Consider the following 23,709-nt stretch of genomic DNA (forward strand, 5'->3'; position numbering starts at 1 on the left):
TAAACATGGCACGACTCCAAGAAATTTACCGCGACAAGATCGCTCCCGAGCTGACCAAGCAGTTCGGTTACACCTCGCCGATGCAGGTTCCCCGTCTGACCAAGATCACGCTGAACATGGGCGTGAGCGAAGCAGTCTCGGACAAGAAGGTGATGGACAACGCTGTGGCCGATCTGACCAAGATTGCTGGTCAGAAGCCTGTGGTGACCAAGGCCAAGAAGGCTATCGCTGGTTTCAAGATCCGCGAAGGTCAGGCCATTGGCTGTATGGTCACGCTGCGTGGCGTGCAGATGTATGAGTTCCTGGATCGTTTCGTGACCGTGGCGCTGCCCCGCGTTCGTGACTTCCGTGGTATCTCCGGTCGCGCCTTCGATGGCCGTGGCAACTACAACATCGGCGTCAAAGAACAGATCATTTTCCCTGAAATTGAGTACGACAAGGTTGACGCCCTGCGCGGTCTCAATATCAGCATCACCACGACGGCCAAGTCCGACGAAGAAGCCAAGGCGCTTCTCGCTGGTTTCCGTTTCCCGTTCAAGAACTGAGGCGAAGCATGGCTAAAGTAGCTTTGATCCAGCGCGAACTGAAGCGCGAAAAACTGGCAGCCAAGTACGCAACCAAGTATGCGGAACTGAAGGCAATCGCTGGCGATGCCAAGCGCAGCGACGAAGAGCGTGATGCAGCCCGCCTGGGCCTGCAAAAGCTCCCGCGCAACGCAAACCCCACACGTCAGCGTAACCGTTGCGAAATCACCGGTCGTCCACGTGGCACCTTCCGTCAATTCGGTCTGGCTCGCGCCAAGATCCGCGAACTGGCTTTCAATGGCGACATCCCAGGTGTCACCAAGGCCAGCTGGTAAGCAGGCAGGAGAGATTAAACATGAGCATGAGTGATCCCATCGCTGACTTGCTGACCCGCATCCGTAATGCACAGATGGTCTCCAAGGCCACGGTTCTGGTGCCATCTTCCAAAGTGAAGATCGCCATCGCCCAGGTGCTGAAGGACGAAGGTTATATCGACGGCTTCCAGGTCAAGACCGAAGCTGGCAAGTCCGAACTCGAAATTGCCCTGAAGTATTACGCAGGCCGTCCAGTGATTGAGCGCATCGAGCGCGTCAGCCGCCCTGGTCTGCGTGTCTACAAAGGCCGTGATTCCATTCCACAAGTCATGAACGGTCTGGGTGTGGCAATTGTCACAACGCCCAAGGGCGTGATGACCGATCGCAAGGCGCGCGCTACCGGTGTCGGTGGCGAAGTGCTCTGCTACGTGGCCTAACCCGCGGCATTGAGGAGAAACTGAAATGTCCCGAGTAGGAAAAATGCCCGTGACCATCCCCGCAGGTGTGGATGTGTCCGTGAAAAGTGACCAGATCTCCGTGAAGGGTTCTGGCGGCACCCTGTCGCTGGCGCAAAACGCGCTGGTGAAGGTGTCCAGCAATGAAGGCAAGCTCAGCTTTGAGCCTGCCAATGATTCCCGCGAAGCCAATGCCATGAGCGGCACGATTCGCCAGTTGGTCAACAACATGGTGGTCGGCGTCAGCAAGGGTTTCGAAAAGAAGCTGAGCTTGGTAGGCGTGGGTTACAAGGCTGCTGCAGCCGGTTCCAAGCTGAACCTGGCCGTCGGCTATTCGCACCCGGTCAACATCGAGATGCCCGCTGGTATCACGGTTGCCACCCCTACCCCCACTGAAGTGGTGATCAAGGGTGCTGATCGTCAACGCGTCGGTCAGATCGCCGCTGAGATCCGTGCTGTTCGTCCACCCGAGCCCTACAAGGGCAAGGGCATCCGCTACGCGGACGAAAAGATCACGATCAAAGAGACCAAGAAGAAATAAGGAGCTGCAACATGTTGACCAAGAAAGAGCAGCGTCTTCGTCGTTCGCGCCAGACCCGCATCCGCATTGCACAGCAAGGCGTGGCGCGTCTGACCGTGAACCGTACGAACCTCCATATCTACGCCAGTGTGATCTCCGGCGACGGCAGCAAGGTGCTGGCAAGCGCTTCGACGGCAGAAGCCGACGTGCGCAAGTCGCTCGGCGGTTCGGGCAAGGGTGGCAATGCCGCTGCAGCCCAGATCATCGGCAAGCGTATCGCTGAAAAGGCGAAAGCTGCAGGTGTCGAGAAGGTTGCATTTGATCGCGCAGGCTTTGCCTACCACGGTCGCGTCAAGGCTTTGGCCGACGCAGCCCGTGAAGCCGGCCTGCAGTTCTAAGCGGAGCGGAATAAAAAATGGCTAAATTTCAACCCAAAGTGCAAGACGAAGGTCGTGACGACGGTCTGCGCGAAAAAATGATCGCGGTCAACCGCGTGACCAAAGTCGTGAAGGGTGGCCGTATTCTCGGTTTCGCCGCACTGACTGTGGTTGGCGACGGTGATGGCCGCGTGGGCATGGGTAAGGGCAAGTCCAAGGAAGTGCCTGCTGCTGTGCAAAAGGCGATGGAAGAAGCCCGCCGCAACATGGTCAAGGTGTCCCTGAAGAACGGCACCATCTATCACAACGTGACCGGCCACCATGGCGCGGCGGTGGTGATGATGGCTCCCGCACCCAAGGGTACCGGTATCATCGCTGGCGGTCCTATGCGCGCAGTCTTTGAAGTACTGGGTGTGACCGACATCGTGGCCAAGAGCCATGGTTCGTCCAACCCCTACAACATGGTCCGTGCTACCTTTGACGCGCTCGTCAATTCGACGACTCCGTCGAACGTTGCAGCCAAGCGCGGCAAGACAGTCGAAGACATCTTCGCCTGAACCGGAGCCTGAATATGACAACGCAACAAACCGTCAAGATTCAACTGGTGCGCAGCCCGATCGGCACCAAGGAATCGCACCGCGCCACCGTCCGTGGCCTGGGTCTGCGCAAGCTGAACAGCGTCAGCGAATTGAAGGATTCGCCCGAAGTTCGCGGCATGATTAACAAGATCAGCTACCTGGTCAAAATCGTCTGAGAGATAGATCATGGAACTCAATAGCATCAAGCCCGCAGACGGCGCCAAGCATGCCAAGCGCCGCGTAGGCCGTGGTATCGGCTCCGGCCTGGGCAAGACCGCTGGCCGTGGTCACAAGGGCCAAAAGTCCCGCTCTGGTGGCTACCACAAGGTGGGCTTCGAAGGCGGTCAAATGCCGCTGCAACGTCGCTTGCCCAAGCGCGGCTTCAAGTCGCACCTGCTCAAGTTCAATGCAGAAGTTACGCTGACGGCGCTGGACCAACTGGGCCTGGCCGAAGTGGATGTGCTGGCACTGAAGCAAGCTGGCCTGGTGGGCGAGCTGGCCAAGGTGGTCAAGGTCATCAAGAGCGGTTCCCTGAGCAAGGCAGTCAAGCTGTCTGGCGTGGGTGCTACGGCTGGTGCCAAGGCAGCCATCGAAGCTGCTGGCGGCAGCGTCGCCTGAGTGTGGCACTGAAGGAAGGCATCTGTGGCTACTAGCGCGGCTCAAATTGCAAAGACCGGAAAATTCGGCGACCTGCGTCGTCGTCTGGTTTTTCTGTTGCTGGCGCTGGTCGTATACCGCATCGGGGCTCATATCCCTGTGCCTGGTATCGATCCAGCCCAACTTCAGCAGCTGTTCAGTGGCCAGCAGGGCGGCATCCTGAACCTGTTCAACATGTTTTCGGGTGGCGCGCTGTCGCGTTTCACAGTGTTCGCACTGGGGATCATGCCGTACATCTCTGCATCGATCATCATGCAGCTGATGACCTATGTGCTGCCTGCGTTTGAGCAGTTGAAGAAGGAAGGCGAAGCTGGTCGCCGAAAGATCACGCAATACACCCGTTACGGAACCCTGGGCCTGGCCCTGTTCCAGTCTCTGGGTATTGCCGTGGCTCTCGAAAGCTCTGCTGGCTTGGTTCTGAGCCCCGGTTTTGGCTTCCGCCTGACTGCGGTGGTCAGTTTGACGGCCGGAACCATGTTTCTGATGTGGTTGGGTGAGCAGATCACCGAGCGTGGTCTGGGTAACGGGATTTCGATCCTGATCTTCGGTGGTATCGCCGCCGGGTTGCCCAGTTCGATCGGTGGTCTTCTGGAGCTGGTTCGTACTGGCGCGATGAGCATCCTGGCAGCCATCTTCATCGTTATCGTGGTGGGTCTGGTGACTTACTTCGTGGTGTTTGTGGAGCGTGGTCAGCGCAAGATCCTGGTGAACTATGCACGGCGACAAGTCGGCAACAAGGTGTATGGCGGTCAATCGTCGCACTTGCCCTTGAAGCTGAACATGGCGGGTGTGATTCCTCCGATCTTCGCGTCGTCGATCATCTTGCTGCCTGCGACTGTGGTGAACTGGTTCAGTGCTGGTGAATCGATGCGTTGGCTCAAGGACATCTCGGGTGCACTGACTCCAGGTCAGCCCATCTATGTGATGTTCTATGCCGCTGCGATCATCTTCTTCTGCTTCTTCTACACGGCGTTGGTGTTCAACAGCCGCGAGACAGCAGATAACCTGAAGAAGAGTGGTGCGTTCATCCCAGGCATTCGTCCCGGTGAACAAACTGCGCGTTACATCGACAAGATCCTGGTTCGCCTGACCTTGGCCGGTGCCGTGTACATCACCTTCGTGTGTCTGTTGCCGGAATTTCTGATCCTGAAGTACAACGTACCGTTTTACTTTGGCGGAACTTCCCTGCTGATCATCGTGGTGGTGACCATGGACTTCATGGCCCAGGTCCAGAACTACATGATGTCGCAACAGTACGAATCGCTGCTCAAGAAGGCGAACTTCAAAGGCAGTGCAGGCGGTTGACATCACGAGGGCAGCGCCCAGCGCTGCCTGCAAAGAGTTGGATATCGGTTGAGTTGGCGCCCCACGATTTTTCGCGGGCACAAATTGTGTTCCGTGCGAAGCAGCCGGGACGGATGGAAAAGTTTTAGGAGAATGCAATGAGAGTTTCGGCTTCGGTCAAAAAAATCTGCCGCAACTGCAAGATCATCCGCCGCAAGGGTGTGGTGCGCGTGATCTGCACGGATCTGCGTCACAAGCAGCGCCAAGGTTGATTGGAAAGTATTAGAGGACGCATATGGCACGTATCGCTGGCATTAACATTCCGCCGCACAAGCACGCGGAAATCGGTTTGACCGCCATTTTTGGCATTGGTCGCACCCGCGCTCGCAAGATCTGCGAAGCAACTGGTATCGCTTACTCCAAGAAGATCAAGGATCTGACGGACGGCGATCTGGAAAAAATTCGCGAGCAAATCGAGCAGTTCACCATTGAAGGTGACCTGCGCCGCGAAACCACGATGAACATCAAGCGTTTGATGGACATCGGCTGCTATCGTGGCTTCCGCCATCGCCGCGGTCTGCCAATGCGTGGTCAGCGCACCCGTACCAATGCTCGCACTCGCAAGGGTCCGCGCAAGGGTGCAGCTGCACTGAAGAAATAAAGATTGAAAGATCATCATGGCTAAGTCTCCTGCCAATAACGCAGCTCAGCGCGTTCGCAAGAAGGTCCGGAAGAATGTTTCGGACGGCATTGCACACGTGCACGCCTCGTTCAACAACACCATCATCACGATCACCGACCGTCAGGGCAATGCTCTGTCGTGGGCTTCGTCCGGTGGCCAAGGTTTCAAGGGTTCGCGCAAGTCCACCCCATTCGCAGCCCAGGTGGCTTCGGAAGTGGCCGGTCGCGCTGCCATCGATCAAGGTATCAAGAACCTTGACGTTGAAATCAAGGGCCCAGGTCCTGGTCGTGAGTCTTCGGTGCGCGCATTGGGCGCACTGGGCATCCGTATCACATCGATCTCCGATGTGACCCCGGTGCCACACAACGGCTGCCGCCCTCAAAAGCGCCGTCGTATCTAATCTCTCTAAGCCCACCGCCGCCTGTGAACGCGCAAGCGCCTCAGGCGGCTCCCGCAATGGTTTGCGGTAGATGACACAAAGGAAGCTCAAGTGGCACGTTACCTCGGCCCCAAGGCCAAACTCTCCCGCCGTGAAGGCACTGACCTGTTCCTGAAGAGCGCACGCCGCTCGATCGCTGACAAGTCCAAGTTCGACTCCAAGCCTGGTCAGCACGGCCGCACCTCGGGTGCCCGCACTTCTGACTACGGTCTGCAACTGCGTGAAAAGCAGAAGGTCAAGCGCATGTACGGCGTGCTGGAAAAGCAATTCCGCCGTTACTTCGAAGCCGCCGAAGGCAAGAAGGGCAACACTGGCGCCAATCTGCTGTTCCTGTTGGAGTCCCGTCTCGACAACGTCGTGTACCGCATGGGTTTCGGCTCCACTCGCGCTGAAGCGCGCCAGCTGGTGTCGCACAAGGCGATCACCGTGAACGGCAAGTCCGTGAACATTGCTTCGTACCTCGTGAAGACGGGTGACGTTGTGGCTGTGCGTGAAAAGTCCAAGAAGCAAAATCGCGTGGTGGAAGCCCTGCAACTGGCAGCTCAAGTGGGTATGCCCGCATGGGTGGAAGTGAATGCCGAGAAGGCAGAAGGCATCTTCAAGAAGGTGCCAGACCGTGATGAGTTTGGCGCCGACATCAACGAATCGCTGATCGTTGAGTTGTACTCGCGCTAATCGGTCGAGTACGTAATTCAAGAAAACCGTCCCTGAACCGCGAGGCATCGCGGTTTAGGCGCTTCACCAGCCTTACCGGTGTAACGAGCTGGGGGTATTGAGAGGAAGTCTGAATGCAAACCAATTTGCTGAAACCCAAGGCGATCAATGTCGAGCAGCTTGGCCACAACCGTGCCAAGGTCGCACTGGAGCCGTTCGAGCGTGGGTACGGCCACACGCTGGGCAACGCCATACGGCGCGTCCTGCTCTCGTCCATGGTGGGTTATGCAGCGACGGAAGTCACCATTGCAGGCGTTCTGCACGAGTATTCGTCTATTGACGGTGTTCAAGAGGATGTGGTCAATATCCTGCTGAACCTCAAGGGTGTGGTGTTCAAGCTCCATAACCGTGATGAAGTGACGTTGAGCCTGCGCAAAGATGGCGAAGGTGTGGTCACTGCCCGTGACATCCAGACCCCTCACGACGTGGAAATCGTCAACCCTGATCACGTGATCGCCAACCTGTCTGCTGGCGGGAAGCTGGACATGCAGATCAAGGTAGAGAAGGGTCGCGGCTATGTGCCCGGCAATCTGCGCCGCTATGCCGACGAGTCGACCAAGTCGATTGGCCGCATCGTGCTGGACGCGTCGTTCTCCCCCGTGAAGCGTGTGAGCTACACCGTGGAAAGCGCCCGTGTGGAGCAGCGTACCGACTTGGACAAGCTGGTGGTCGAGATCGAGACCAACGGCGCGATCACTGCCGAAGATGCCGTGCGGGCATCTGCCAAGATCCTGGTGGAACAGCTGGCGGTATTCGCGCAGCTGGAAGGCGGCGAGCTGGCTGCGTTCGACGCACCCGCAGGCCCACGTGGCAATGCAACGTTCGATCCGATCCTGCTGCGTCCTGTGGACGAGCTGGAACTGACCGTGCGTTCTGCCAACTGCCTGAAGGCCGAGAACATCTACTACATCGGTGATCTGATTCAGCGCACCGAGAACGAGCTGCTCAAGACGCCTAACCTCGGCCGCAAGTCGCTCAACGAAATCAAGGAAGTGCTGGCATCGCGTGGCCTCACCTTGGGCATGAAGCTTGAGAACTGGCCGCCAGCAGGTCTGGACAAGCGTTAAGCCAAAGCTATAATCGAAGGCTGCCCAAATTTTGGGCGCCCGGTTTGATGTCCCCCGCAAGGGGGACTTTTCGTTCCCTCCGGGGAACAGTGCCTCGGACAGTACCTGATACGGCTGCCTGATTTAATTACATAGACAGTAGAAAGAAAGCACCATGCGCCACGGACACGGCCTTCGCAAACTCAACCGCACCAGCTCGCACCGCCTCGCGATGCTGCAGAACATGATGAACTCGCTCATCGAGCACGAAGTCATCAAGACCACCGTCCCCAAGGCCAAGGAACTGCGCCGCGTGATCGAGCCCATGATCACCTTGGCCAAGGAAGATTCTGTCGCCAACCGCCGCCTGGCATTCAACCGTCTGCGTGACCGTGACAGCGTGACCAAGCTGTTCAACGACCTGGGCCCGCGTTTCAAGGTGCGTCCTGGCGGCTACACCCGCATTCTGAAGATGGGCTTCCGCGTGGGCGACAATGCGCCTATGGCCCTGGTCGAATTGGTCGATCGTGCTGCAGAAACCGAAAATAATTCGGCAGCAGCTGAATAATAGGGTATAATTTATTTCTTATCGCGCGATGGAGCAGTCTGGTAGCTCGTTGGGCTCATAACCCAAAGGTCGGAGGTTCAAATCCTTCTCGCGCAACCAAAACATAGCAAGCATTGCTAAAACAAAACGCCCACTCCACAGTGGGCGTTTTTGTTTGTGCTCTCACTCGTTGCTTGTGCTCCTCTATGAGGGCGCGAGTTGGCGTGTTGATGACAACTTGTTCCTCCTGCGCAGAGCGCCATCGCGCTCCTACCGGCTCAGTGAGCGAACAGATCTGCCTTGGCGGCCTTGGTGATGGCCACCACACAGGGGTGCGTAATGCGCCTTTCAATGGAGATCGCAAAGAATTCCTCCACCAAGTCTGAGGAGCGGCCGATAACCTCCACGCCAAACTGAGCAGTGGTCTCCTCTTCCAGCACGGAGGGGGATGTGAAGATGCCTCTGCCTTCCCGCCCAAACGCATTCATCAACGCGCTGTCGTCAAACTCGCCGACGAGACGGGGTTGCAGGTGGTGCTTGTTCAGCCAGTGGTCGAGTTGCTGGCGAACGGACGACATGGGACCTTGGATGAGCATGGGCGCACCATGCAGGCACTGGGGGAACGGCCCCTCCAACTGTGCACGCAGGGCGGGGGCGCACAGAAAACTCATGCTGCTGGTGCCCAGCGGGTGGTTGAAGGCTTTGACGCCGATCTTGTTGGAAACAGGCTCGTCGGCCAGCACGAGGTCCAGCCGGTGCAGGCTCAACTGCGCAATCAATTCGGGAAACTTGCCCTCATGGCAGGTCATGTGCACGCGCTGCGGCATGCCCAGTGCGGGCTCCAGCAGGTGGTAGGCCACCGACTTGGCTATCGAGTCGGCCACCCCCACGCGGAACTCCAGCGGCTTCTCTTGTCCACGCGCCAGCCGGATGGATTTTTCCAGCTCGTCGCCCAGCGCGAAGATCTGTTCGGCATACCCCAGGGCCACACGCCCCTCGCTGGTCAGCTCCAGGCCACGCCCCCTTTTCCGGAACAGGTCGTGGCCCAGCCACTCTTCCAGTTGCTTGATCTGGCCGGACAGTGTTTGCGGAGTGGTGTTGAGCTGCTCACCGGCCCGCATCACACCGCCAGCCTTGGCAACCGTCCAGAAGTAGCGCAGGTGCTTGAAGTTCATACTGCCCAAATGCTTCGCATAAATCGAAGAATAAAACTCAATAAAACGAATATACGCGAAGTATGAAATTCTCTACATTGACGTTTGGCAGCTTCCGTGGCGATCTGCGCTGCGGCCTGGAGCTGCCTGTGTTCACAAGGAGTAGCAACGATGCGTATCACGACCCGAGGACAGCTGGCGGTGTCCGCCATGACCGACCTGGCCCTGCGCCAGAAGATGCGGCCCGTGCCTTTGTCCACCATCAGCGCACGGCAGGGGATTTCTCTGTCTTACCTTGAACAGCTGTTCAGCGCACTGCGCCGCGCCGGCTTGGTAGACAGTACCCGAGGGCCCGGTGGCGGCTATACCCTGGCGCGGCAAGCGGAGCAGGTATCGGTGGCTGAAATCATCCTAGCGGTAGAAAACCTCAAGACCGACGAGCTGCAGAACCTGGGGCCCAGTCAGGCCGCCCAGGTCAAATCCATGACGGGAGAACTGTGGACCAGCTTCAACTCCCGGGTGATGGAGTACCTGCAGTCGGTGACGCTTCAGGACCTTGTCACCCAGGCGCTGGAGCAGGGCACGGTCGTGGAGGAGAAGGCCCCAGCTGCGCGGGCCAAGCTGCCGCTGGCACCCAAGCCCCGCCCTTTGATGGCGCGGGTCAACGTGCCCAACTCGGTGTTTGCTCTGGGGACCATGCCGATCCTGCAGCGTCGCTGAAGCGGCCGCCATGTGGTGCTGCGGGGCGCTGTGAACGGCGCCACGCACACACGAGGGCCGTGGCCAGCGGCTCCTAGCGCGGGCTACAGCTGGTGCGCCAGCTGCTTGATTCCCCGGATCAGCATCTCCACCGAGATCGCGACCAGGATCAGGCCCATCAGGCGTTCAAACGCCATCACCACGCGTTCGCCCACCAGGCGCTGGATGCGCTCGGCCAGCAGCAACACCACGGCACACACGGCCATGGTGACGCACAGTGCGCCCACCCATTCCCATCGCCGCTCCGGGGCCTGGGCCACCAGCAGCATCACCGTGGCCAGCGCCGAAGGGCCTGCCAGCGCGGGGATGGCCAGCGGCACGATCAGCGGCTCGCCCGGTAGCTCCGCCTGTGGTCCGTCCGCCGACGGAAAGATCATGCGCAGTGCGATCAGAAACAACACCACGGCACCGGCAATCTGCAGCGACAAGTCGCTCAAATTCATGACCCGCAGGAACTCCGCTCCGAAGAACAGGAACACCAGCAGCAGTGCAAACGCAATCAGCACTTCCCGCAGGATCACCCGCGCCCGGCGCTCGGGCGCCACGCCCCGCAGGGCATTGGCAAAGATGGGGATGTTGCCCAGCGGATCGGTGATCAGCAGGAGCAGGATGGTGGCCGACGCGAAGGTGTAGCTCACGTTGCGTACACCGCGTCCAGCGAGCGAAAGCCCTTGATCTCGATCGGGTTGCCGCTGGGGTCGTGGAAGAACATCGTCCACTGTTCGCCCGGCTGGCCTTCAAAACGCACCTGCGGCTCCAGCACGAAGGCGGTGTCGGCGGCCTTCAGCCGTGCGGCCAGCGCATGCCAGTCGGGCAACTCCAGGATGGCGCCGAAGTGCGGCATGGGCACCAGATGGTCTCCCACGCGCCCGGTGCGGGCGCTGGCAAACGGCGTGCCCAGATGCAACGAGATCTGGTGGCCGAAGAAGTCGAAGTCCACCCAGGTGTTGGTGCTTCGACCCTCCAGGCAGCCCAGCACGCCGCCGTAAAAGCGCCGGGCGGCATCCAGGTCGGTGACGTGAAAGGCGAGGTGAAAGAGGCTGCGCATCCCACAGAGGATAGCAGCCAGTGCCACGCCTTGGCGCGGCCTGCAGGCCAGTCAGGCGACCGACGGATCGGCGGCCATGTTGTCAAACTTCTTGAAGTACTGGCGCGCCATGGCCACCAGCTGGGCGTCTGTCGGGTGGTCTGCGGCCACCGAGTCCACCACCACGCCGGCCACGGCCGCATGGTGTTTGGCGGCCCAGTCGCGGAACTGGTTGCGCACCAGGCCCGGGCCGGCCAGCAGCACCTCGCGGGTGTGGGTCAGTGTCTGGGCGATATCGGCAAAAAACGGCGCGAGGTCGTCGGCCTTGCCCTGGTGCTTGTGGTGGCTGCGGGACTTGATGCGCTGGGCTTCCGCGTGTTCGCGATCGAACATCACCACATGGGCTTCGGATTGGTCCATCCAGACAACGGCGTGAAAAGTGCTCATGAATCGGCTTTCTTGAAGGAGTGACAAAAAACGGGAAAGGAGCAGCCTGAGTGCGTGCATTCGCTCATGCCGCCCGCCGGTGTTGCTCTGCCTCTTCCTGGCAATGCACACAGCGTGCGGCCTCGGGCGTGGCGTGCAGGCGGGCGGCGGTGATGTGGGTGCCGCAACCCGTGCACTCGCCGTAGGTGCCGGCTTCGATGCGGGCCAGGGCGGCCTCGACCGCCGCCAGGTGTGCGGTCTCGCGTTCGTCCAGGGCAAATTCCAGCTCGCGTTCGGTGGCAACCTGGGCACGCGGGTCTTCCGGTTGTCCGAAGTGGTCGGCGGCGGCTTCGGCGCGGCCGATGACACCACCGCGCTGCGCGGCCAGCTGGGCCAGCAACTCGGATTGCTGGGCCAATAACTGCTGGCGGAAAGGTGCGGCTTGGGTCTTGTCCATGCGGGGTCTCCTCGGGGTGATCGGATACCTGCATGGTGCGCCTGTGCGCGGCGCGCTGGGTTGACCAAGGTCAAGGGATGGCGCGCGGTGTTCCCACCCTGGTGACACCGCTGCGTGGCGGGCTCAGCGCTTGGGCGGGCGCGCCAGCATTTCGGCGGTGTTGGTCTTGCGGTCCGCATTCACGCGCTGCACATGGGGGCGTTCGGCCATGCGGGCGAGGTAGTCGCGCACAGGCAGGTCGGCCAGGTAGTCCTTGCCGTAGATGATCTTGGTGGCGGAGCTGATCAGCGGCAGGTGAACGACGGCCGCGCAGTCGGCCATCGTGAAGGTGTCGCCGCCCACGTAGGGGCTGAACTTTGCCAACTGGCCGAAGGCGGCAATGTTCTTCTGCAGCTGTGCGCCCACCTTTTCCTTGGCGGTGTCGCTCACGGTGCCGCCAAAGAACGCCTGCGGATACAGGTTGCGTGCCACCAGCTCCAGGTGCAACTCCAGAAAGGTGATCAGCTCGCGCACCTTGGCGGCCTGGAAGGGGTCGGCCGGGATCAGCGGGTGATCGGGGTGGGCGGCTTCGATGTAGTCGGCGATCACCGCCGACTCACACAGCGCTCCCTGCGGCGTGCGCAGGTAGGGCACCTTGCCCAGCGGGCTGGCGCTGCGATCGGTCTCGCCCACCCAGGCCAGTTCTTCGGTGAACGGCAGGCCCTTTTCGAGCAGCGCAAGCTTGACCTTGTTGTAGTAGTTGCTGGCCGAAAAGCCGCAGAGTGTGAGCATGGTGTGTCTCCGATGTGTTGTAGGGGCAAACGCACATCCTAGGCCCGCACCTGGTGCGGGGCGGTCACGCAGATGACCCGTGCACTGGCTGGCGTGGACTGCGCACCTACAATGGCGCTTCCATGTCGTTGCCGTCCCTCCAAACCATCCGCAGCCTTCGCTGGCTCGCCCGTTGTGTGCTGGCGTGGTTTGTGTTGTCGATCGGCGTGGCCGTGGCGTCGCCGCTGGTGCACCCGCAGGCCATGGAGCTGATCTGCTCGGGCTCGGGCGCGATCAAGGTGCTGGTCAAGACCGACGACGGCGCCAAGGAACTGTCCAGCCACACGCTGGACTGCCCGTTGTGTGCGCACGTGGGTGCTCCACCTCCCGCGTCCCAGGCCCAGCTGCCTGTGGTTCACCCCCTGGCGCATGCCCTGCGCCCCATCCCTGCCGCGCACATTGCAGCGCGCACTGCCGCGCCGCTGCCGCCGCGCGGGCCCCCATCACTCTCCTGAAATTGCTATTGATTCGATAGCTGCTCGCGCATGATTTACATGCGCTTGCGGCCTATTTGGTTTGATTTTCAGGAGTTTCCATGCGCAAAAGCCGCATGGCGCTGGCCGTGGCCAGTGCCTTTCCCGTCGTCCTTGGCATCGCGTCCGCCGGGGCTTCATCCGCATTCGCCCAGACCGCTGACAGCACCAGCACCACCAGCCATGCCCCGGTCAAGGAACTGGGCGTGGTCACCATCACCGGCGGCCAGCCCACCTCGCTGCCCACGCAGATCCCCACCACCATCGAGGGCGTGACGCGTGAGCAGATCGAGCATGCGATCAACGCCACCGACAGCGAAGACGCCCTCAAGTACCTGCCTAGTCTGCTGGTGCGCAAGCGCTATATCGGCGACTACAACCACGCAGTGCTGTCCACCCGCGCCTCGGGCACGGGCAACCCGGCGCGGTCCATGGTGTTTGCCGATGGCATTTTGCTGAGCAACTACCTGGGCAACGGCCCCACCAACGCGCCGCGCTGGATGCTGGTCACGCCGGAAGAAATTGAGCGCGTGGACGTGCTTTACGGCCCGTTTTCGGCCGCCTACGCAGGCAACTCGGTGGGCGCGGTGGTGGACTACGTCACGCGCATGCCGACAAAGTTCGAGGCGCACGGGCAGGTCAGCTATCAGCACCAGCCCTTTGACCTGTACAGCACCAACGGCACCTATGGGGGCAAGCAGGTGAGCGCCTCGGTGGGCAACAGAAATGGCGACTGGTCGTGGTTCCTGAACTTCAACAAGACCGACAGCGAAGGCCAGCCGCTCACCTTCCCCACGCGCCTCGTGTCTGCGGGGACCGTGGGCAATGCGGGCACGCCGGTGACGGGCGCAGTGCTGGGCAACAACCGCAGCAACCAGCCCTGGTACCTGCTGGGCACGGCCACCCAGTACCACACGCAGCAAGACCACATCAAGGCCAAGATCGCCTATGACTTTTCGCCCACCGTGCGCGCCGCCTACACCTTCGGCTGGTGGCACAACGCATCCGAGGGGCGCCCCACCAGCTACCTGCGCGACGCCAACGGCAATGCGGTCTACAGCGGCACGGTCAACATCAATGGCCGCTCGTTTGCGCTCGCGCCTACGGACTTCAATGTGTCCAACGAAGACCTCACGCATTTCATGCACGGTCTGTCGGTCAAGAGCCGCACACAGGGCGTGTTTGATTGGGAGGTGGCCGCCAGCCTGTACGACTACCAGACCGACACCCTGCGCGCTGCTACCGTGGCGCTGCCTGCCGCGCTGAACGGTGGGGCAGGGCGCATCGTCAACAGCAAGGGCACGGGCTGGAACACGCTGGCCGCCAAGGGCACCTGGCGGCCCGATGGGCTGCAGGGCACGCACATCGTGGACTTTGGCTTGCAGCGCGACAGCTACCAACTGCGCACTATCGAAAACGCCACGACGAACTGGATCAGCGGTGATGCAGGCGCCCGCAACCAGGCCTTCAACGGCGACACGCAGCTCATTGGCCTGTGGGCGCAAGACACGTGGAAGATCGCGCCACGGTGGAAGGCCGTGCTGGGCGCCCGCGCCGAGCGCTGGAGCGCCAGCAACGGCCAGACCGGCAACGCCACCACCACGCTGAGCCACCCCGAGCGCAACGAAACCTATGTGTCGCCCAAGGCGGCCGTGGCCTACCAGGCCAGCGACCTGTGGGTGCTCAAGGCCTCCACCGGACGCGCCGTGCGCATGCCCACCGTGGCCGAGCTGTACCAGGGCGGCATCAACGGCAGTGGCACGCTCATCAACAACGACCCCAATCTGAAACCCGAGAAGAGCTGGACCACCGAGCTGACCGCCGAGCGCGACATGGGCAATGGCCTGCTGCGCCTGACAGCCTTTTTTGAGCGCACCAAGGACGCGCTGTACTCGCAAACCAATGTGCTCGTCACACCCAACGTGACCAACGTGCAGAACGTGGATGCCATACGTACCAAGGGCATTGAGCTGTCGTACCAGGCCGCCAACGTCTTTGTGCGCGGGTTGGAGCTGGGCAGCAGCCTGACCTGGACGGATTCCAAGATCACGCGCAACGACAAGTTCCCGGCCAGCGTCGGCCAATGGCAGCCCCGCATCCCCGAGTGGCGCGCCACTGCGGTGGCCACCTACCGGCCCGATGACAAGTGGTCGTACACCCTGGGCGCGCGCTACAGCGGCAAGCAGTACAGCACGCTCGACAACAGTGACCCCAACGGTTTTGCCTACCAGGGCGCGAGCCGCTACTTCACCACCGATGTGCGCGTGCGCTACCAGATCACCAAAGCGGTCAGCGCCGCCGTGGGCATCGACAACCTCAACAACTACCAGTTCTGGAACTTCCACCCCTACCCGCAGCGCAGCTACATGGCCGAGCTGAAGGTAAGCCTCTGAAAGGAAAATATCCCATGTCTCTGAATACTATGAAAAAGATAGCTGCTACCGCATGTTTGACTAGCGCTACAGCCCTGTTTAGCACTGCATCTGCCCATGTGGTGCTCGAATACCAGGTGGCCCCGGCCGGCGCCAGCTACAAGGCCGCGTTCAAGGTCGGCCACGGCTGCGGCGCGTCGCCCACGCGGCAGGTCGTGGTGGACATCCCCGCAGGCATGCGCGGTGCACGCCCCATGCCCAAGTCGGGCTGGACGCTGGATGTGCAGCGCGACAAGCTGGCCCAGCCCTACACCAGCCACGGCCGCAGCATCACCGAAGACGTGGTACGCATCACCTGGACGGCCAAGACGCCGGACGACATGTTGCAAAGCGCGCACTACGACGAGTTTGTGCTCGTGGCCCAGGCGCCGGAGCAGGCGGGCACCGTGTACTGGCCGGTGCGCCAGGTCTGCACCGAGGGCCGCAACGATTGGACCGAGGTGCCCAAGGCAGGCCAGCAGCTGTCGGACCTGAAGTCCCCTGCCGCAGCGCTGGAGATTCTGCCCACCGGTGGCGCCGCTGCCCACAATCATTGACAGTCGGACCCAGAGCCTGTTGCTGCTTCCCCTTTCTTCTCTCGCAAACCGAAAGACATTCACCATGAAAAAACTGCTTCACACCGCTGCCGTCTTTGCCGCACTGCTGAGTGCCCCTGCATGGGCCCAGACCGCCGCCGTCAAGGTCGAAGGCGCCTGGGCGCGTGCCAGCGTGCAGGGCCAGAAGGCCACGGGCGCATTCATGCGCCTGACCGCCAAGGACGGTGCTCGCCTGGTACGTGCCGAGTCGCCCGCTGCCGGCCTTGCCGAGGTGCACGAGATGAAGATGGAAGGCGACATCATGAAGATGCGTGCGGTGCCTACGCTGGACCTGCCCGCAGGCAAGACGGTGGAACTCAAGCCCGGGGGCTACCACATCATGCTGCTGGACCTGAAGGCACCCCTGGCCAAGGACAGCGCGGTGCCCATCACCCTGGTGTTCCAGGACGCCAAGGGCGTGGAAAGCAAGCTCAACCTCACGGTGCCGGTGGGCACCGCTGCACCCGGTGGCGCCACTGCGGGCAGCATGATGGATGGGCATAAACACTGAGGTGACAGCCGCCGCAGCGCCTTCGCGGGCGCAACGCATTGGAGTAAGCTGTGACTCCTCAGAACCTTCAGCAGGTTCTCACGACCCACCTCTTGCGGAGCGGCCATGAGCGACACATCCAACTTCGGTTTCGGCAAATTCGTCCCCGGTTTTGACTTTTTGCAAAGCCTTGCCAAGGGGGCGTCCAGCAGCATTCCGCAGTTGCCCAACCTCAGCAATTGGGTGGCGCCCACCATCAGCGTCGAAGAGCTGGAAAAGCGCATCGACGAGCTCAAGGCCGTGCAGTTCTGGCTGGAGCAGAACTCACGCGCGCTGGCCGCCACCATCCAGGCGCTGGAGGTGCAGAAGATGACCCTGGCCACGCTCAAGGGCATGAACTTCAGCATGGGCGACGTGGCCAACGCCTTCAAGCTCAAGACCGCCGACACGGTGATGAGCGGCGTGCAAAAAGCCGCTGACACGGTGACCGGCGCCGCCGAGGCCGTGGCGGGTGCTGCCGCCCGCGTGACCGGCCGCGCCAGCGCTGCCGACGAGTCCGAGGAGGAGCCCGCTGACACCGAGCCCGCCCCTCAACCCGCCAAAGGCAAAGCCAAGGGCAAGACAGCGGCGGCCGCCGAGCCTGCCGTGGTGGACCCGATGCAGTGGTGGGGCGCGCTCACGAGCCAGTTCCAGCAGATTGCCACCAACGCCATGAAGGACGCGGCCAAGCAGACCGCCATCGACACCACCAAGAACATGGCCACCGGCCTGGCCAAGGAAGCCCTCAAGACGGCCACCGGCATGGCCAGCCAGTTTGCCGCCAAGGGCATGCAGACCATGCAGGGCGGCGCCAAGCGCGCCGCCGCGTCATCAGCGGGCACTGCCAAAAAGGCCGCTGCCGCCAAGAAGCCCGCAGCCCGCAAAACCACCACGAAACCCGCCGCTAAAAAGGCCGGCAGCACCCGCAGCCCTGCGGCACGCAAGCGAGCGGGCTGACGCCAAAGCGGGCCGGTGTGGCAGCCCGCAGATGGCGCGGCACTGCCCCACCCCCGCCCAGGCCTGGAGACCATCACCATGAAACTCTTCCCCACCGGCCATGCGACCCACCCGCAGTGGCGCATGGCCGCTGCGCTGGTACTGGCGCAGTTGCGCGCCCAGATGGCATTGCCTGACTACGCGTCGGCGCCCACCCTGGGCCTGCTGTACATCACCGACCACTATGCCAACGAGGCCCAGGCGCTGCTCGACTACCTGAGCAGTGAACTGCCCGAGGTGACCGACTGGAGCGGTACCGTGGGCGTGGGCGTGTCGGCCAACAATGCCGAGTACTTTGACGAGCCGGCTCTGTCGGTCATGCTGTTCGATGTGCCGGCCGACCAGTACCGCGTGTTTTCTGGCGTGGCGCCGCTGCCCGCCCACGCGCCGCATGCCGGCGCAGGCTTTGTGGCCCACACAGCGCTGGTGCATGCCGACGGCCACACGCCGGAATTGGCCGAACTGCTGACCGAGATGGCCGCGCGCACTGACACCGGCTACCTGTTTGGCGGCCTCAGCGCCAGCCGCACGGCCAGCGTGCAGTTTGCCGTGGGCGGCGACGGCAACATGGCCGGGCAGGGCGGTGCCAGCGGGGTGTTTGACGGGGGGCTCTCGGGCGTGGCGTTTGGCGCGGGTGTGTCGCTGGTGTCGCGCGTCACGCAGGGCTGCCAGCCCGTGGGCGCGCTGCACACCATCACGGCCGCGCAGGAGAACGTGGTGCTTGCGCTGGATGGCGAGCCGGCGCTGGATGTGCTGCTCGATACGCTGCAGGTGTCGCTCGACAGTGGCGACCCGCAGCCTGCCCTGCGCAAGGTGCGCGCCACGCTGGCCGGACTGGTCAGTGCGGGGGAGCAGCCACAGGGCCAGCGCCGCACGGGCCACTTTGGCACCGACACGCGCGTGCGCCATATCCTGGGGTTGGACGGCTCCCGCCGGGGCGTGGCCCTGGCCGACCATGTGGAGCCCGGCATGCACCTGGCGTTCTGCCAGCGCAACGTGGCGGCCGCGCGGGCGGACCTCATGCGCATCTGCGCCGAGATCCGCGAGGAACTATCGCCGGAGGAGTTGGAACCCGCGCCCATGGTGGCGTCCGGCGCGCCAGGGGAACTGGCCGCTGCGCCGGGCGTTGCCGGACATGCTGGAGCGCAACCCCAGACGGGGCGGCGCATTTGCGGCGCGATCTATGTGAGCTGCTCGGGCCGGGGCGGGCCGCATTTTGGCGGGCCCAGCGCGGAGCTGCAGATCGTGCGCCATGCGCTGGGCGATGTGCCACTGGCCGGTTTTTTTGCGGGCGGCGAGATCGCCCACCACCATCTGTACGGCTACACCGGCGTGTTGACCGTGTTTGTGGACGGCGAGCCCTCGCCGTCCTGAGGTAGACGAGGGGAGGGGGCTGGCTGGCGCAGCAGCCCCCGCCATCGTCAACGCCGGTCAGCCCGCGCCGTTCTCGTCGGACTCGGCTTTTTCCTCGGGCGTCAGCCGCGTGGCCAGGATCTTGTCGATGGTCTTGCCATCCATGTCCACCACTTCCAGCTTCCAGTCCTCCCACTGCACCGTGTCGGTCACCTTGGGCAGGCGGCCGGTCAGCAGCATGATCATGCCGCTGAGTGTGTGGTAGCGGCCGCGCTCTTCCTCGGGCACGGCGTCCAGGTTCAGGCGGTCCTTCAGCTCGGGCACGGGGATGTGGCCGTCCAGCAGCCAGCTGCCGTCCTCGCGCTGCAGCGCCCACGAGGTCTCGGGGTCGCGCGGCTGGAACTCGCCGGTGATGGCCTCGATGAGGTCCTGCAGCGTCACAATGCCCTGCACCTCGCCGTATTCGTCGATGACAAACGCCATGTGCACGTCCGACAGGCGGAAGTTGTCCAGCAGCTCCATGCCCGTGATGGTTTCGGGCACATACAGCGCCGTTTGCAGCGGCTGGTCGGCCAGGCCCCCACGCGCCTTGTCGCGCAGGGTGCGGGACAGCCACTGGCGCGCGTTGATCACCCCCAGGATGTTGTCCATGCCGCCGCGCACCACCGGGAAGCGCGCATGGTCGGACTCTTCAATGCACTGGAGGTTGTTTTCAAACGGCGCATCAATGTCCAGACACACCACATCCCCGCGCGGCACCATCAGCGAGCCGATCTGGCGGTCGTCCAGGCGGAACACGTTGCGCACCATGGTGTGCTCGTGCGACTCGATCACGCCGGCGGTGGTGCCTTCGACCAGCATGGCGTGGATCTCTTCTTCGGTCACCGGGCTGCCACTGGTTTCCTTCACACCCAACAGGCGCAGCAGCGTGCGTGTGGATGTGGACAGCAGCAGCACAAACGGCTTGGTGGCCAGCGCCAGAAAGTTGATGGGCCGTGCCACCAGGCGGGCAAAGGTCTCGGGGTACGACTGGCCGATGCGCTTGGGCACCAGTTCGCCCACCACGATGGAGAAGTACGTGATCAACACCACCACCAGACCCGTGGCCGCGTAGCCGCCGTAGGGCAGTGGCACCCCCAGGCGCTCCAGCCACGAGGCCAGCGGCGCGGCCAGCGCGGCTTCGCCCACGATACCGTTGAGCACGCCGATCGACGTGATGCCGATCTGGATGGTGGAGAGGAAGCGCGTGGGGTCTTCGCCCAGCTTCACGGCCGCGGCGGCACCGCTATCGCCCTCATCAATCAGCTTTTGCAACCGGACTTTGCGGGCCGTGACCAGAGCGATCTCTGACATGGCAAACAGGCCGTTGAGACAGATGAGGGCGAACAGTATTGCTATTTCCATACAAAGGGCGCCTTGCGCGCCCTTGGGAGTTGAGAAGCGACCAATTGTAAGGACAGGGGCCAGAGGCCTTGCGCAGGCTCCTAGCCACCTTCGGTTGGTAGGCCGGTTTCATCCCATTCGGGCAACCCGCCGCGCAGCCAGTACACCGACTGGAAGCCCTTGGCGGAGGCTACCTTGGCGGCCTTGTAGGACTTCCAGCATTCGGCGCCGTTGCACGCAAAAATCACCGGCTTGGCTCTGTCCAGGCCCTGAAGCTTGTCCAGCGCCTGGAAGTCATCCTGCGCGGCATTGAAGGCCACGTCCTTGAGGCTCTTTTCCACATACGCAGCGAACACGGCCCCGCGGATGCGCTTGGTCTTGAATTCCTTTTCGGTGCGGGTGTCCACCAGCGTGGCGCCCTGCGCCAGCAGGGTCTGGGCCTCGCGCGCGGTGACACGGTTGACCCCAGGCAGGCTGGTGGGCGTGAACAGCCCCAGCTCGGCCACGCGGCGGTATTCCACCGCCTCCGGGCGCACGGAGACTGGCGGCAGGCCGCTGGCGGAGGACGACGCGTTGAACCACTGGGCCAGCTTGTTGCGCGCATCCGCCGGCAGATCTTTTTTCACCACGATGGAGAACCCCCCCGGAACGGGCTGCGACGTGGCCAGCACCCGCGCGATGCCGGGGTGCGCCGCAGACCATTCGGCCCAGTCGTCCTCGCGCACCACGGTGGCATCGGCCGTGCCCAGGGTCAGGGCGGTGAGGCCCGCCTGGGGAAATTTTTCGTACTGCACGGCGCGCAGGTTCTGGAACGACAGCCCTGCCTCGTTCAGCATGCCGCGCGCCATGTAGGTATAGACCGAGTCTTGCTGGGGCAGGTAGAGCCTGCGGCCCTTCATCGCAGGCACTGCCGCCAACTGCTGCAGCCCGACCAGCAGGTATCTGTCTGATTTTTGCGTTGCGCCTACCAGTTCGTAGCCGCGTTGCAACGCAGACGCCGCCACCTGGGCAGGGCCAATGAAGATGTCATAGCCCGCGCTGCGGGTGGCGCGCATCACGTCGGCCATATCGTCGCTGGTCGTAAGTGCCACCGACTGGCCCGCGGCTTTCGAAAGGCCCGATTCGGCAGCGGTGCGCAGGATGGAATGCGCCGCCTTGCGGGCGGTGGGCTCCACGGCCACGATGGCCGTCAGCTGGGCTTGTGCTGCGCTGCAACCCAGCCATAGGACAAGTAGCAGTCCCAGCGGGCCTCGGGTCGGTTTTCTGGTGGTGTTCATTGCGCTGCTCCTCTCCCCAAAACAAAGCGCGAATATGCCCACGCCCCCCGCACCTGCGTACGAATGTTTCTGATCTTTTGTTCTTGTTACTTCTGCTAACGACGCCGCGCGTGCGGCAGGAGGAGCTGCCGCACAGAATGCGGGCTGACCCGATCCCCCAGCCCCAGTCCCCGCCCAATGGCGAGGGGCCACAAGGTTTTGTCCACCCCACTATTTGGAGACGTTTCCATGAAAGATTCGATGACCCTGCCGCGCCGCCACATGTTGGCCGGAAGTGCTGCTGCCCTGGGCGCGCTGGGCCTGTCCGGATGGACGGGAAGTGCGCGGGCCCAGCAAGCCGCAGCCTCTGCGGTCAAGCCGCTGCCCGCCTATGCGGGGTGGAAGTCGCCGGATGCATTGATCGTGCACAGCAGCAGCACCCTGGAGACGCGCCGCTCCGCGTTCGGCACCAGCGTCATCACGCCGTCCAACCAGCTGTACGTGCGCAACAACCTGCCTGCGCCTGACGCGGCCATCCTGGACAACCGCGACGCGTGGACGGTGTCCGTCGAAGGGGTCAAGAGCCCGCGCAGTCTCACCTTGGCTGAGCTCAAGACGCTGGGCGTGGAGACCGTGGCCACCGTGCTGCAATGCTCGGGCAATGGCCGGGGCTTTTTCCCCAGCAAGCCCAGCGGCACGCCCTGGTCGGTGGGCGCTGCCGGTTGTGTGGTCTGGAGCGGTGTGCCGCTGCGCAACGTGGTGGCCGCCCTGGGCGGGCTGGCCGATGGTGCCGCCTACCTGACCGGCACGGGGGGCGAGAAGCTGCCCGAAGGTGTGGACCCGCTGTCGGTACTGGTGGAGCGCTCGGTGCCCGTGAAGGCGATGGACGACGCCCTGCTGGCCTGGGAGATGAACGGCGAGCCGCTGTCGCTGGCGCATGGCGGGCCGCTGCGGCTGGTGGTGCCCGGCTACCAGGGCGTGAACAACATCAAGTACGTCAAGCGCGTGGCGTTTACCAGCGCACAGTCGCAGGCGCGCATCATGTCGCACGGCTACCGCATGTCGCCGCCCGGCAGCAAGGCCAGCCCCGACCAGCCTTCGGTGTGGGAGATGGGCGTGAAGTCGTGGATCAACGGCCCCTTGCCCGACAAGGGGGCACTCAAGCCCGGACAGGTGCAGGTGCATGGCGTGGCCTTTGGCGGTACGCGCGGCATCAAGGGCGTGGAGGTGTCGGCCGATGGCGGCAAGACCTGGTTGGCGGCCAAGCTCATCGGCCCCGATCTGGGCCCCTTTGCCTGGCGGCAGTTTGCGCTGCCCGTGCGCCTGGAGGCGGGCACCCATGTACTGGCCAGCCGCGCCACCGACACGGCAGGCAATGTGCAGGCCGAGCAGCGCGAGGAAAACCTGGGCGGCTACAACAACGCCAGCTGGCGCGACCACGCCGTCACCGTGACCGTGGCATGACATCGCTCCCCCCTGAGGCGCTTTGCGCCTTCCCCCCGAAGGGGGGACGCCACCCGTGGCCTGGCAGAGCCAGTTCCACGGTGGCACTGGCATGGGTGCGCGCCGCTATCGAACGGCCTCGGGTGCCGCAAGGCGGTTTGCTGGTAGGGCTAGCGTTACTGTGGGCGGGTGCCAGCTGGGCCGCCGAGCCGGCCGAGCTGGCGCGCGGCAAGGAGCTGTTCACCAAGATCCAGCCCGCCTGCGCGGTGTGCCACACGCTGCAGGCCGCCGGTGCCGAGGGCCAGGTAGGCCCGGTGCTGGATGAGCTGAAACCCGACGCCGGCCGTGTACTGCGTGCGCTCAAGGCAGGCATCGGCGTGATGCCGTCCTATGCCGAGCGCATGAGCGAGAAGGACATGCTGGCCGTGGCGCAGTTTGTGGCACACGCCACAGGCGCGGCCAAGTAGGCGCAGCCTCTCGCGGCGGTTGCAGCAGCGTT

Annotated in this window: 32 protein-coding genes and 1 tRNA gene; 25 read left to right on the forward strand and 8 right to left on the reverse strand. The window is 62.9% G+C overall.

The window, feature by feature from the left end; translation table 11 throughout:
• Nucleotides 1-5 precede the first annotated feature (5 nt).
• The 16 genes from rplE (at nucleotide 6) to CLU87_RS00150 (ending at nucleotide 8,257) form a co-directional block, all read left to right on the forward strand.
• Complete coding sequence (gene rplE, locus CLU87_RS00075; protein WP_005793632.1) at nucleotides 6-545, forward strand: 50S ribosomal protein L5; 540 nt, start codon at nucleotides 6-8, stop codon at nucleotides 543-545.
• Between the two features lie 8 nt (nucleotides 546-553).
• Complete coding sequence (gene rpsN / locus CLU87_RS00080; RefSeq protein ID WP_015016017.1) at nucleotides 554-859, forward strand: 30S ribosomal protein S14; 306 nt, start codon at nucleotides 554-556, stop codon at nucleotides 857-859.
• Between the two features lie 20 nt (nucleotides 860-879).
• A complete protein-coding gene (rpsH, locus tag CLU87_RS00085) occupies nucleotides 880-1,275 on the forward strand; it encodes a 30S ribosomal protein S8 (RefSeq protein WP_005793636.1) in 396 nt (131 codons plus the stop codon).
• A gap of 25 nt (nucleotides 1,276-1,300) precedes the next feature.
• Complete coding sequence (gene rplF, locus CLU87_RS00090) at nucleotides 1,301-1,834, forward strand: 50S ribosomal protein L6 (RefSeq protein WP_056065384.1); 534 nt, start codon at nucleotides 1,301-1,303, stop codon at nucleotides 1,832-1,834.
• Between the two features lie 11 nt (nucleotides 1,835-1,845).
• Nucleotides 1,846-2,211, forward strand: coding sequence for a 50S ribosomal protein L18 (rplR, locus tag CLU87_RS00095; RefSeq protein WP_005793639.1), 366 nt, complete (start codon nucleotides 1,846-1,848; stop codon nucleotides 2,209-2,211).
• 17 nt (nucleotides 2,212-2,228) lie between these two features.
• Nucleotides 2,229-2,747: a 30S ribosomal protein S5 gene (rpsE, locus tag CLU87_RS00100; RefSeq protein ID WP_015016014.1), complete on the forward strand. Its 519-nt coding sequence runs from the start codon at nucleotides 2,229-2,231 to the stop codon at nucleotides 2,745-2,747.
• A 14-nt stretch (nucleotides 2,748-2,761) separates the two neighbouring features.
• Nucleotides 2,762-2,944 (forward strand): 50S ribosomal protein L30, encoded by a 183-nt coding sequence (rpmD, locus tag CLU87_RS00105; protein ID WP_005793644.1) that lies wholly within the window; start codon nucleotides 2,762-2,764, stop codon nucleotides 2,942-2,944.
• Between the two features lie 10 nt (nucleotides 2,945-2,954).
• Nucleotides 2,955-3,386: a 50S ribosomal protein L15 gene (rplO, locus tag CLU87_RS00110; protein ID WP_056065387.1), complete on the forward strand. Its 432-nt coding sequence runs from the start codon at nucleotides 2,955-2,957 to the stop codon at nucleotides 3,384-3,386.
• Nucleotides 3,387-3,410: 24 nt separating this feature from the next.
• Nucleotides 3,411-4,730 (forward strand): preprotein translocase subunit SecY, encoded by a 1,320-nt coding sequence (gene secY, locus CLU87_RS00115; protein WP_056065391.1) that lies wholly within the window; start codon nucleotides 3,411-3,413, stop codon nucleotides 4,728-4,730.
• A gap of 137 nt (nucleotides 4,731-4,867) precedes the next feature.
• On the forward strand, nucleotides 4,868-4,981 hold the full coding sequence (gene rpmJ / locus CLU87_RS00120; RefSeq protein ID WP_005793651.1) for a 50S ribosomal protein L36: 114 nt from the start codon (nucleotides 4,868-4,870) through the stop codon (nucleotides 4,979-4,981).
• A 23-nt stretch (nucleotides 4,982-5,004) separates the two neighbouring features.
• Nucleotides 5,005-5,370 carry a 30S ribosomal protein S13 gene (gene rpsM / locus CLU87_RS00125; protein ID WP_008906516.1) on the forward strand — a complete coding sequence of 122 codons (366 nt, stop codon included), beginning with the start codon at nucleotides 5,005-5,007 and terminating at the stop codon, nucleotides 5,368-5,370.
• A gap of 16 nt (nucleotides 5,371-5,386) precedes the next feature.
• Complete coding sequence (rpsK, locus tag CLU87_RS00130; protein WP_005793662.1) at nucleotides 5,387-5,791, forward strand: 30S ribosomal protein S11; 405 nt, start codon at nucleotides 5,387-5,389, stop codon at nucleotides 5,789-5,791.
• 90 nt (nucleotides 5,792-5,881) lie between these two features.
• Entirely contained in the window at nucleotides 5,882-6,505 is a 624-nt protein-coding gene (rpsD, locus tag CLU87_RS00135) for a 30S ribosomal protein S4 (RefSeq protein ID WP_008906515.1), read from the forward strand.
• 113 nt (nucleotides 6,506-6,618) lie between these two features.
• Nucleotides 6,619-7,611 (forward strand): DNA-directed RNA polymerase subunit alpha, encoded by a 993-nt coding sequence (gene rpoA, locus CLU87_RS00140; protein WP_005793666.1) that lies wholly within the window; start codon nucleotides 6,619-6,621, stop codon nucleotides 7,609-7,611.
• Between the two features lie 154 nt (nucleotides 7,612-7,765).
• The gene (rplQ, locus tag CLU87_RS00145; protein WP_008906513.1) at nucleotides 7,766-8,158 is read left to right on the forward strand and encodes a 50S ribosomal protein L17; all 393 of its coding nucleotides are present in this window, start codon (nucleotides 7,766-7,768) and stop codon (nucleotides 8,156-8,158) included.
• Nucleotides 8,159-8,180: 22 nt separating this feature from the next.
• Nucleotides 8,181-8,257, forward strand: a tRNA-Met gene (locus CLU87_RS00150).
• Nucleotides 8,258-8,415: 158 nt separating this feature from the next.
• Here the strand turns inward: CLU87_RS00150 and nhaR are convergent.
• Nucleotides 8,416-9,312: a transcriptional activator NhaR gene (gene nhaR, locus CLU87_RS00155; RefSeq protein ID WP_099729096.1), complete on the reverse strand. Its 897-nt coding sequence runs from the start codon at nucleotides 9,310-9,312 to the stop codon at nucleotides 8,416-8,418.
• 150 nt (nucleotides 9,313-9,462) lie between these two features.
• Here nhaR and CLU87_RS00160 point away from each other — a divergent pair, with 150 nt between their 5' ends.
• Entirely contained in the window at nucleotides 9,463-10,011 is a 549-nt protein-coding gene (locus CLU87_RS00160; protein WP_056065396.1) for an Rrf2 family transcriptional regulator, read from the forward strand.
• A gap of 83 nt (nucleotides 10,012-10,094) precedes the next feature.
• Here the strand turns inward: CLU87_RS00160 and CLU87_RS00165 are convergent, their stop codons facing one another.
• The 5 genes from CLU87_RS00165 to CLU87_RS00185 all read right to left on the reverse strand — a co-directional run bounded on the left by CLU87_RS00165 (nucleotide 10,095) and on the right by CLU87_RS00185 (nucleotide 12,731).
• Nucleotides 10,095-10,688, reverse strand: a complete 594-nt coding sequence (locus tag CLU87_RS00165) for a MarC family protein (RefSeq protein ID WP_015016008.1) — start codon at nucleotides 10,686-10,688, stop codon at nucleotides 10,095-10,097.
• Nucleotides 10,685-11,098 carry a VOC family protein gene (locus tag CLU87_RS00170; protein ID WP_099729097.1) on the reverse strand — a complete coding sequence of 138 codons (414 nt, stop codon included), beginning with the start codon at nucleotides 11,096-11,098 and terminating at the stop codon, nucleotides 10,685-10,687. Before CLU87_RS00170 ends, CLU87_RS00165 begins: the two co-directional genes overlap by 4 nt.
• A gap of 51 nt (nucleotides 11,099-11,149) precedes the next feature.
• A complete protein-coding gene (locus CLU87_RS00175) occupies nucleotides 11,150-11,524 on the reverse strand; it encodes a hypothetical protein (RefSeq protein WP_099729098.1) in 375 nt (124 codons plus the stop codon).
• A 64-nt stretch (nucleotides 11,525-11,588) separates the two neighbouring features.
• A complete protein-coding gene (locus tag CLU87_RS00180) occupies nucleotides 11,589-11,960 on the reverse strand; it encodes a TraR/DksA family transcriptional regulator (protein WP_099729099.1) in 372 nt (123 codons plus the stop codon).
• A 123-nt stretch (nucleotides 11,961-12,083) separates the two neighbouring features.
• Nucleotides 12,084-12,731: a glutathione S-transferase gene (locus CLU87_RS00185; RefSeq protein WP_099729100.1), complete on the reverse strand. Its 648-nt coding sequence runs from the start codon at nucleotides 12,729-12,731 to the stop codon at nucleotides 12,084-12,086.
• A gap of 122 nt (nucleotides 12,732-12,853) precedes the next feature.
• Between CLU87_RS00185 and CLU87_RS00190 the strand changes: the two genes are divergently transcribed.
• The 6 genes from CLU87_RS00190 to CLU87_RS00215 all read left to right on the forward strand — a co-directional run bounded on the left by CLU87_RS00190 (nucleotide 12,854) and on the right by CLU87_RS00215 (nucleotide 19,149).
• Entirely contained in the window at nucleotides 12,854-13,225 is a 372-nt protein-coding gene (locus tag CLU87_RS00190) for a DUF2946 family protein (protein WP_199170767.1), read from the forward strand.
• Nucleotides 13,226-13,305: 80 nt separating this feature from the next.
• Nucleotides 13,306-15,636, forward strand: a complete 2,331-nt coding sequence (locus CLU87_RS00195; RefSeq protein ID WP_099729101.1) for a TonB-dependent receptor — start codon at nucleotides 13,306-13,308, stop codon at nucleotides 15,634-15,636.
• A gap of 14 nt (nucleotides 15,637-15,650) precedes the next feature.
• A complete protein-coding gene (locus CLU87_RS00200; RefSeq protein WP_233193670.1) occupies nucleotides 15,651-16,211 on the forward strand; it encodes a YcnI family protein in 561 nt (186 codons plus the stop codon).
• 64 nt (nucleotides 16,212-16,275) lie between these two features.
• On the forward strand, nucleotides 16,276-16,761 hold the full coding sequence (locus CLU87_RS00205) for a copper chaperone PCu(A)C (protein WP_099729103.1): 486 nt from the start codon (nucleotides 16,276-16,278) through the stop codon (nucleotides 16,759-16,761).
• A 105-nt stretch (nucleotides 16,762-16,866) separates the two neighbouring features.
• Nucleotides 16,867-17,736: a PhaM family polyhydroxyalkanoate granule multifunctional regulatory protein gene (locus CLU87_RS00210; protein ID WP_099729104.1), complete on the forward strand. Its 870-nt coding sequence runs from the start codon at nucleotides 16,867-16,869 to the stop codon at nucleotides 17,734-17,736.
• Nucleotides 17,737-17,814: 78 nt separating this feature from the next.
• On the forward strand, nucleotides 17,815-19,149 hold the full coding sequence (locus tag CLU87_RS00215) for an FIST N-terminal domain-containing protein (RefSeq protein WP_099731961.1): 1,335 nt from the start codon (nucleotides 17,815-17,817) through the stop codon (nucleotides 19,147-19,149).
• Between the two features lie 57 nt (nucleotides 19,150-19,206).
• Here the strand turns inward: CLU87_RS00215 and CLU87_RS00220 are convergent, their stop codons facing one another.
• Together CLU87_RS00220 and CLU87_RS00225 are read right to left on the reverse strand one after the other, a co-directional pair.
• Nucleotides 19,207-20,532 (reverse strand): hemolysin family protein, encoded by a 1,326-nt coding sequence (locus tag CLU87_RS00220; RefSeq protein ID WP_099729105.1) that lies wholly within the window; start codon nucleotides 20,530-20,532, stop codon nucleotides 19,207-19,209.
• Nucleotides 20,533-20,612: 80 nt separating this feature from the next.
• Complete coding sequence (locus CLU87_RS00225; protein ID WP_056747899.1) at nucleotides 20,613-21,788, reverse strand: rhodanese-like domain-containing protein; 1,176 nt, start codon at nucleotides 21,786-21,788, stop codon at nucleotides 20,613-20,615.
• Nucleotides 21,789-22,016: 228 nt separating this feature from the next.
• Here CLU87_RS00225 and CLU87_RS00230 point away from each other — a divergent pair, with 228 nt between their 5' ends.
• Together CLU87_RS00230 and CLU87_RS00235 are read left to right on the forward strand one after the other, a co-directional pair.
• Nucleotides 22,017-23,231 carry a sulfite oxidase gene (locus CLU87_RS00230; protein ID WP_099729106.1) on the forward strand — a complete coding sequence of 405 codons (1,215 nt, stop codon included), beginning with the start codon at nucleotides 22,017-22,019 and terminating at the stop codon, nucleotides 23,229-23,231.
• Between the two features lie 137 nt (nucleotides 23,232-23,368).
• Nucleotides 23,369-23,677, forward strand: a complete 309-nt coding sequence (locus CLU87_RS00235; protein WP_099731962.1) for a cytochrome c — start codon at nucleotides 23,369-23,371, stop codon at nucleotides 23,675-23,677.
• The last annotated feature ends 32 nt before the right edge of the window (nucleotides 23,678-23,709 follow it).

Source organism: Acidovorax sp. 59 (assembly GCF_002754175.1).
GTDB classification, from domain to species: Bacteria; Pseudomonadota; Gammaproteobacteria; order Burkholderiales; family Burkholderiaceae_C; genus Acidovorax; species Acidovorax delafieldii.

What these genes read in the sequence shown, in the direction of transcription:
- rplE (WP_005793632.1), top strand. Translation starts at nt 6, where the DNA reads ATGGCACGACTCCAAGAAATTTACCGCGACAAGATCGCTCCCGAGCTG.
- rpsN (WP_015016017.1), top strand. Translation starts at nt 554, where the DNA reads ATGGCTAAAGTAGCTTTGATCCAGCGCGAACTGAAGCGCGAAAAACTG.
- rpsH (WP_005793636.1), top strand. Translation starts at nt 880, where the DNA reads ATGAGCATGAGTGATCCCATCGCTGACTTGCTGACCCGCATCCGTAAT.
- rplF (WP_056065384.1), top strand. Translation starts at nt 1,301, where the DNA reads ATGTCCCGAGTAGGAAAAATGCCCGTGACCATCCCCGCAGGTGTGGAT.
- rplR (WP_005793639.1), top strand. Translation starts at nt 1,846, where the DNA reads ATGTTGACCAAGAAAGAGCAGCGTCTTCGTCGTTCGCGCCAGACCCGC.
- rpsE (WP_015016014.1), top strand. Translation starts at nt 2,229, where the DNA reads ATGGCTAAATTTCAACCCAAAGTGCAAGACGAAGGTCGTGACGACGGT.
- rpmD (WP_005793644.1), top strand. Translation starts at nt 2,762, where the DNA reads ATGACAACGCAACAAACCGTCAAGATTCAACTGGTGCGCAGCCCGATC.
- rplO (WP_056065387.1), top strand. Translation starts at nt 2,955, where the DNA reads ATGGAACTCAATAGCATCAAGCCCGCAGACGGCGCCAAGCATGCCAAG.
- rpmJ (WP_005793651.1), top strand. Translation starts at nt 4,868, where the DNA reads ATGAGAGTTTCGGCTTCGGTCAAAAAAATCTGCCGCAACTGCAAGATC.
- rpsM (WP_008906516.1), top strand. Translation starts at nt 5,005, where the DNA reads ATGGCACGTATCGCTGGCATTAACATTCCGCCGCACAAGCACGCGGAA.
- rpsK (WP_005793662.1), top strand. Translation starts at nt 5,387, where the DNA reads ATGGCTAAGTCTCCTGCCAATAACGCAGCTCAGCGCGTTCGCAAGAAG.
- rpoA (WP_005793666.1), top strand. Translation starts at nt 6,619, where the DNA reads ATGCAAACCAATTTGCTGAAACCCAAGGCGATCAATGTCGAGCAGCTT.
- rplQ (WP_008906513.1), top strand. Translation starts at nt 7,766, where the DNA reads ATGCGCCACGGACACGGCCTTCGCAAACTCAACCGCACCAGCTCGCAC.
- nhaR (WP_099729096.1), bottom strand. Translation starts at nt 9,312, where the DNA reads ATGAACTTCAAGCACCTGCGCTACTTCTGGACGGTTGCCAAGGCTGGC.
- CLU87_RS00160 (WP_056065396.1), top strand. Translation starts at nt 9,463, where the DNA reads ATGCGTATCACGACCCGAGGACAGCTGGCGGTGTCCGCCATGACCGAC.
- CLU87_RS00170 (WP_099729097.1), bottom strand. Translation starts at nt 11,098, where the DNA reads ATGCGCAGCCTCTTTCACCTCGCCTTTCACGTCACCGACCTGGATGCC.
- CLU87_RS00175 (WP_099729098.1), bottom strand. Translation starts at nt 11,524, where the DNA reads ATGAGCACTTTTCACGCCGTTGTCTGGATGGACCAATCCGAAGCCCAT.
- CLU87_RS00180 (WP_099729099.1), bottom strand. Translation starts at nt 11,960, where the DNA reads ATGGACAAGACCCAAGCCGCACCTTTCCGCCAGCAGTTATTGGCCCAG.
- CLU87_RS00185 (WP_099729100.1), bottom strand. Translation starts at nt 12,731, where the DNA reads ATGCTCACACTCTGCGGCTTTTCGGCCAGCAACTACTACAACAAGGTC.
- CLU87_RS00190 (WP_199170767.1), top strand. Translation starts at nt 12,854, where the DNA reads ATGTCGTTGCCGTCCCTCCAAACCATCCGCAGCCTTCGCTGGCTCGCC.
- CLU87_RS00195 (WP_099729101.1), top strand. Translation starts at nt 13,306, where the DNA reads ATGCGCAAAAGCCGCATGGCGCTGGCCGTGGCCAGTGCCTTTCCCGTC.
- CLU87_RS00200 (WP_233193670.1), top strand. Translation starts at nt 15,651, where the DNA reads ATGTCTCTGAATACTATGAAAAAGATAGCTGCTACCGCATGTTTGACT.
- CLU87_RS00205 (WP_099729103.1), top strand. Translation starts at nt 16,276, where the DNA reads ATGAAAAAACTGCTTCACACCGCTGCCGTCTTTGCCGCACTGCTGAGT.
- CLU87_RS00210 (WP_099729104.1), top strand. Translation starts at nt 16,867, where the DNA reads ATGAGCGACACATCCAACTTCGGTTTCGGCAAATTCGTCCCCGGTTTT.
- CLU87_RS00215 (WP_099731961.1), top strand. Translation starts at nt 17,815, where the DNA reads ATGAAACTCTTCCCCACCGGCCATGCGACCCACCCGCAGTGGCGCATG.
- CLU87_RS00220 (WP_099729105.1), bottom strand. Translation starts at nt 20,532, where the DNA reads ATGGAAATAGCAATACTGTTCGCCCTCATCTGTCTCAACGGCCTGTTT.
- CLU87_RS00225 (WP_056747899.1), bottom strand. Translation starts at nt 21,788, where the DNA reads ATGAACACCACCAGAAAACCGACCCGAGGCCCGCTGGGACTGCTACTT.
- CLU87_RS00230 (WP_099729106.1), top strand. Translation starts at nt 22,017, where the DNA reads ATGAAAGATTCGATGACCCTGCCGCGCCGCCACATGTTGGCCGGAAGT.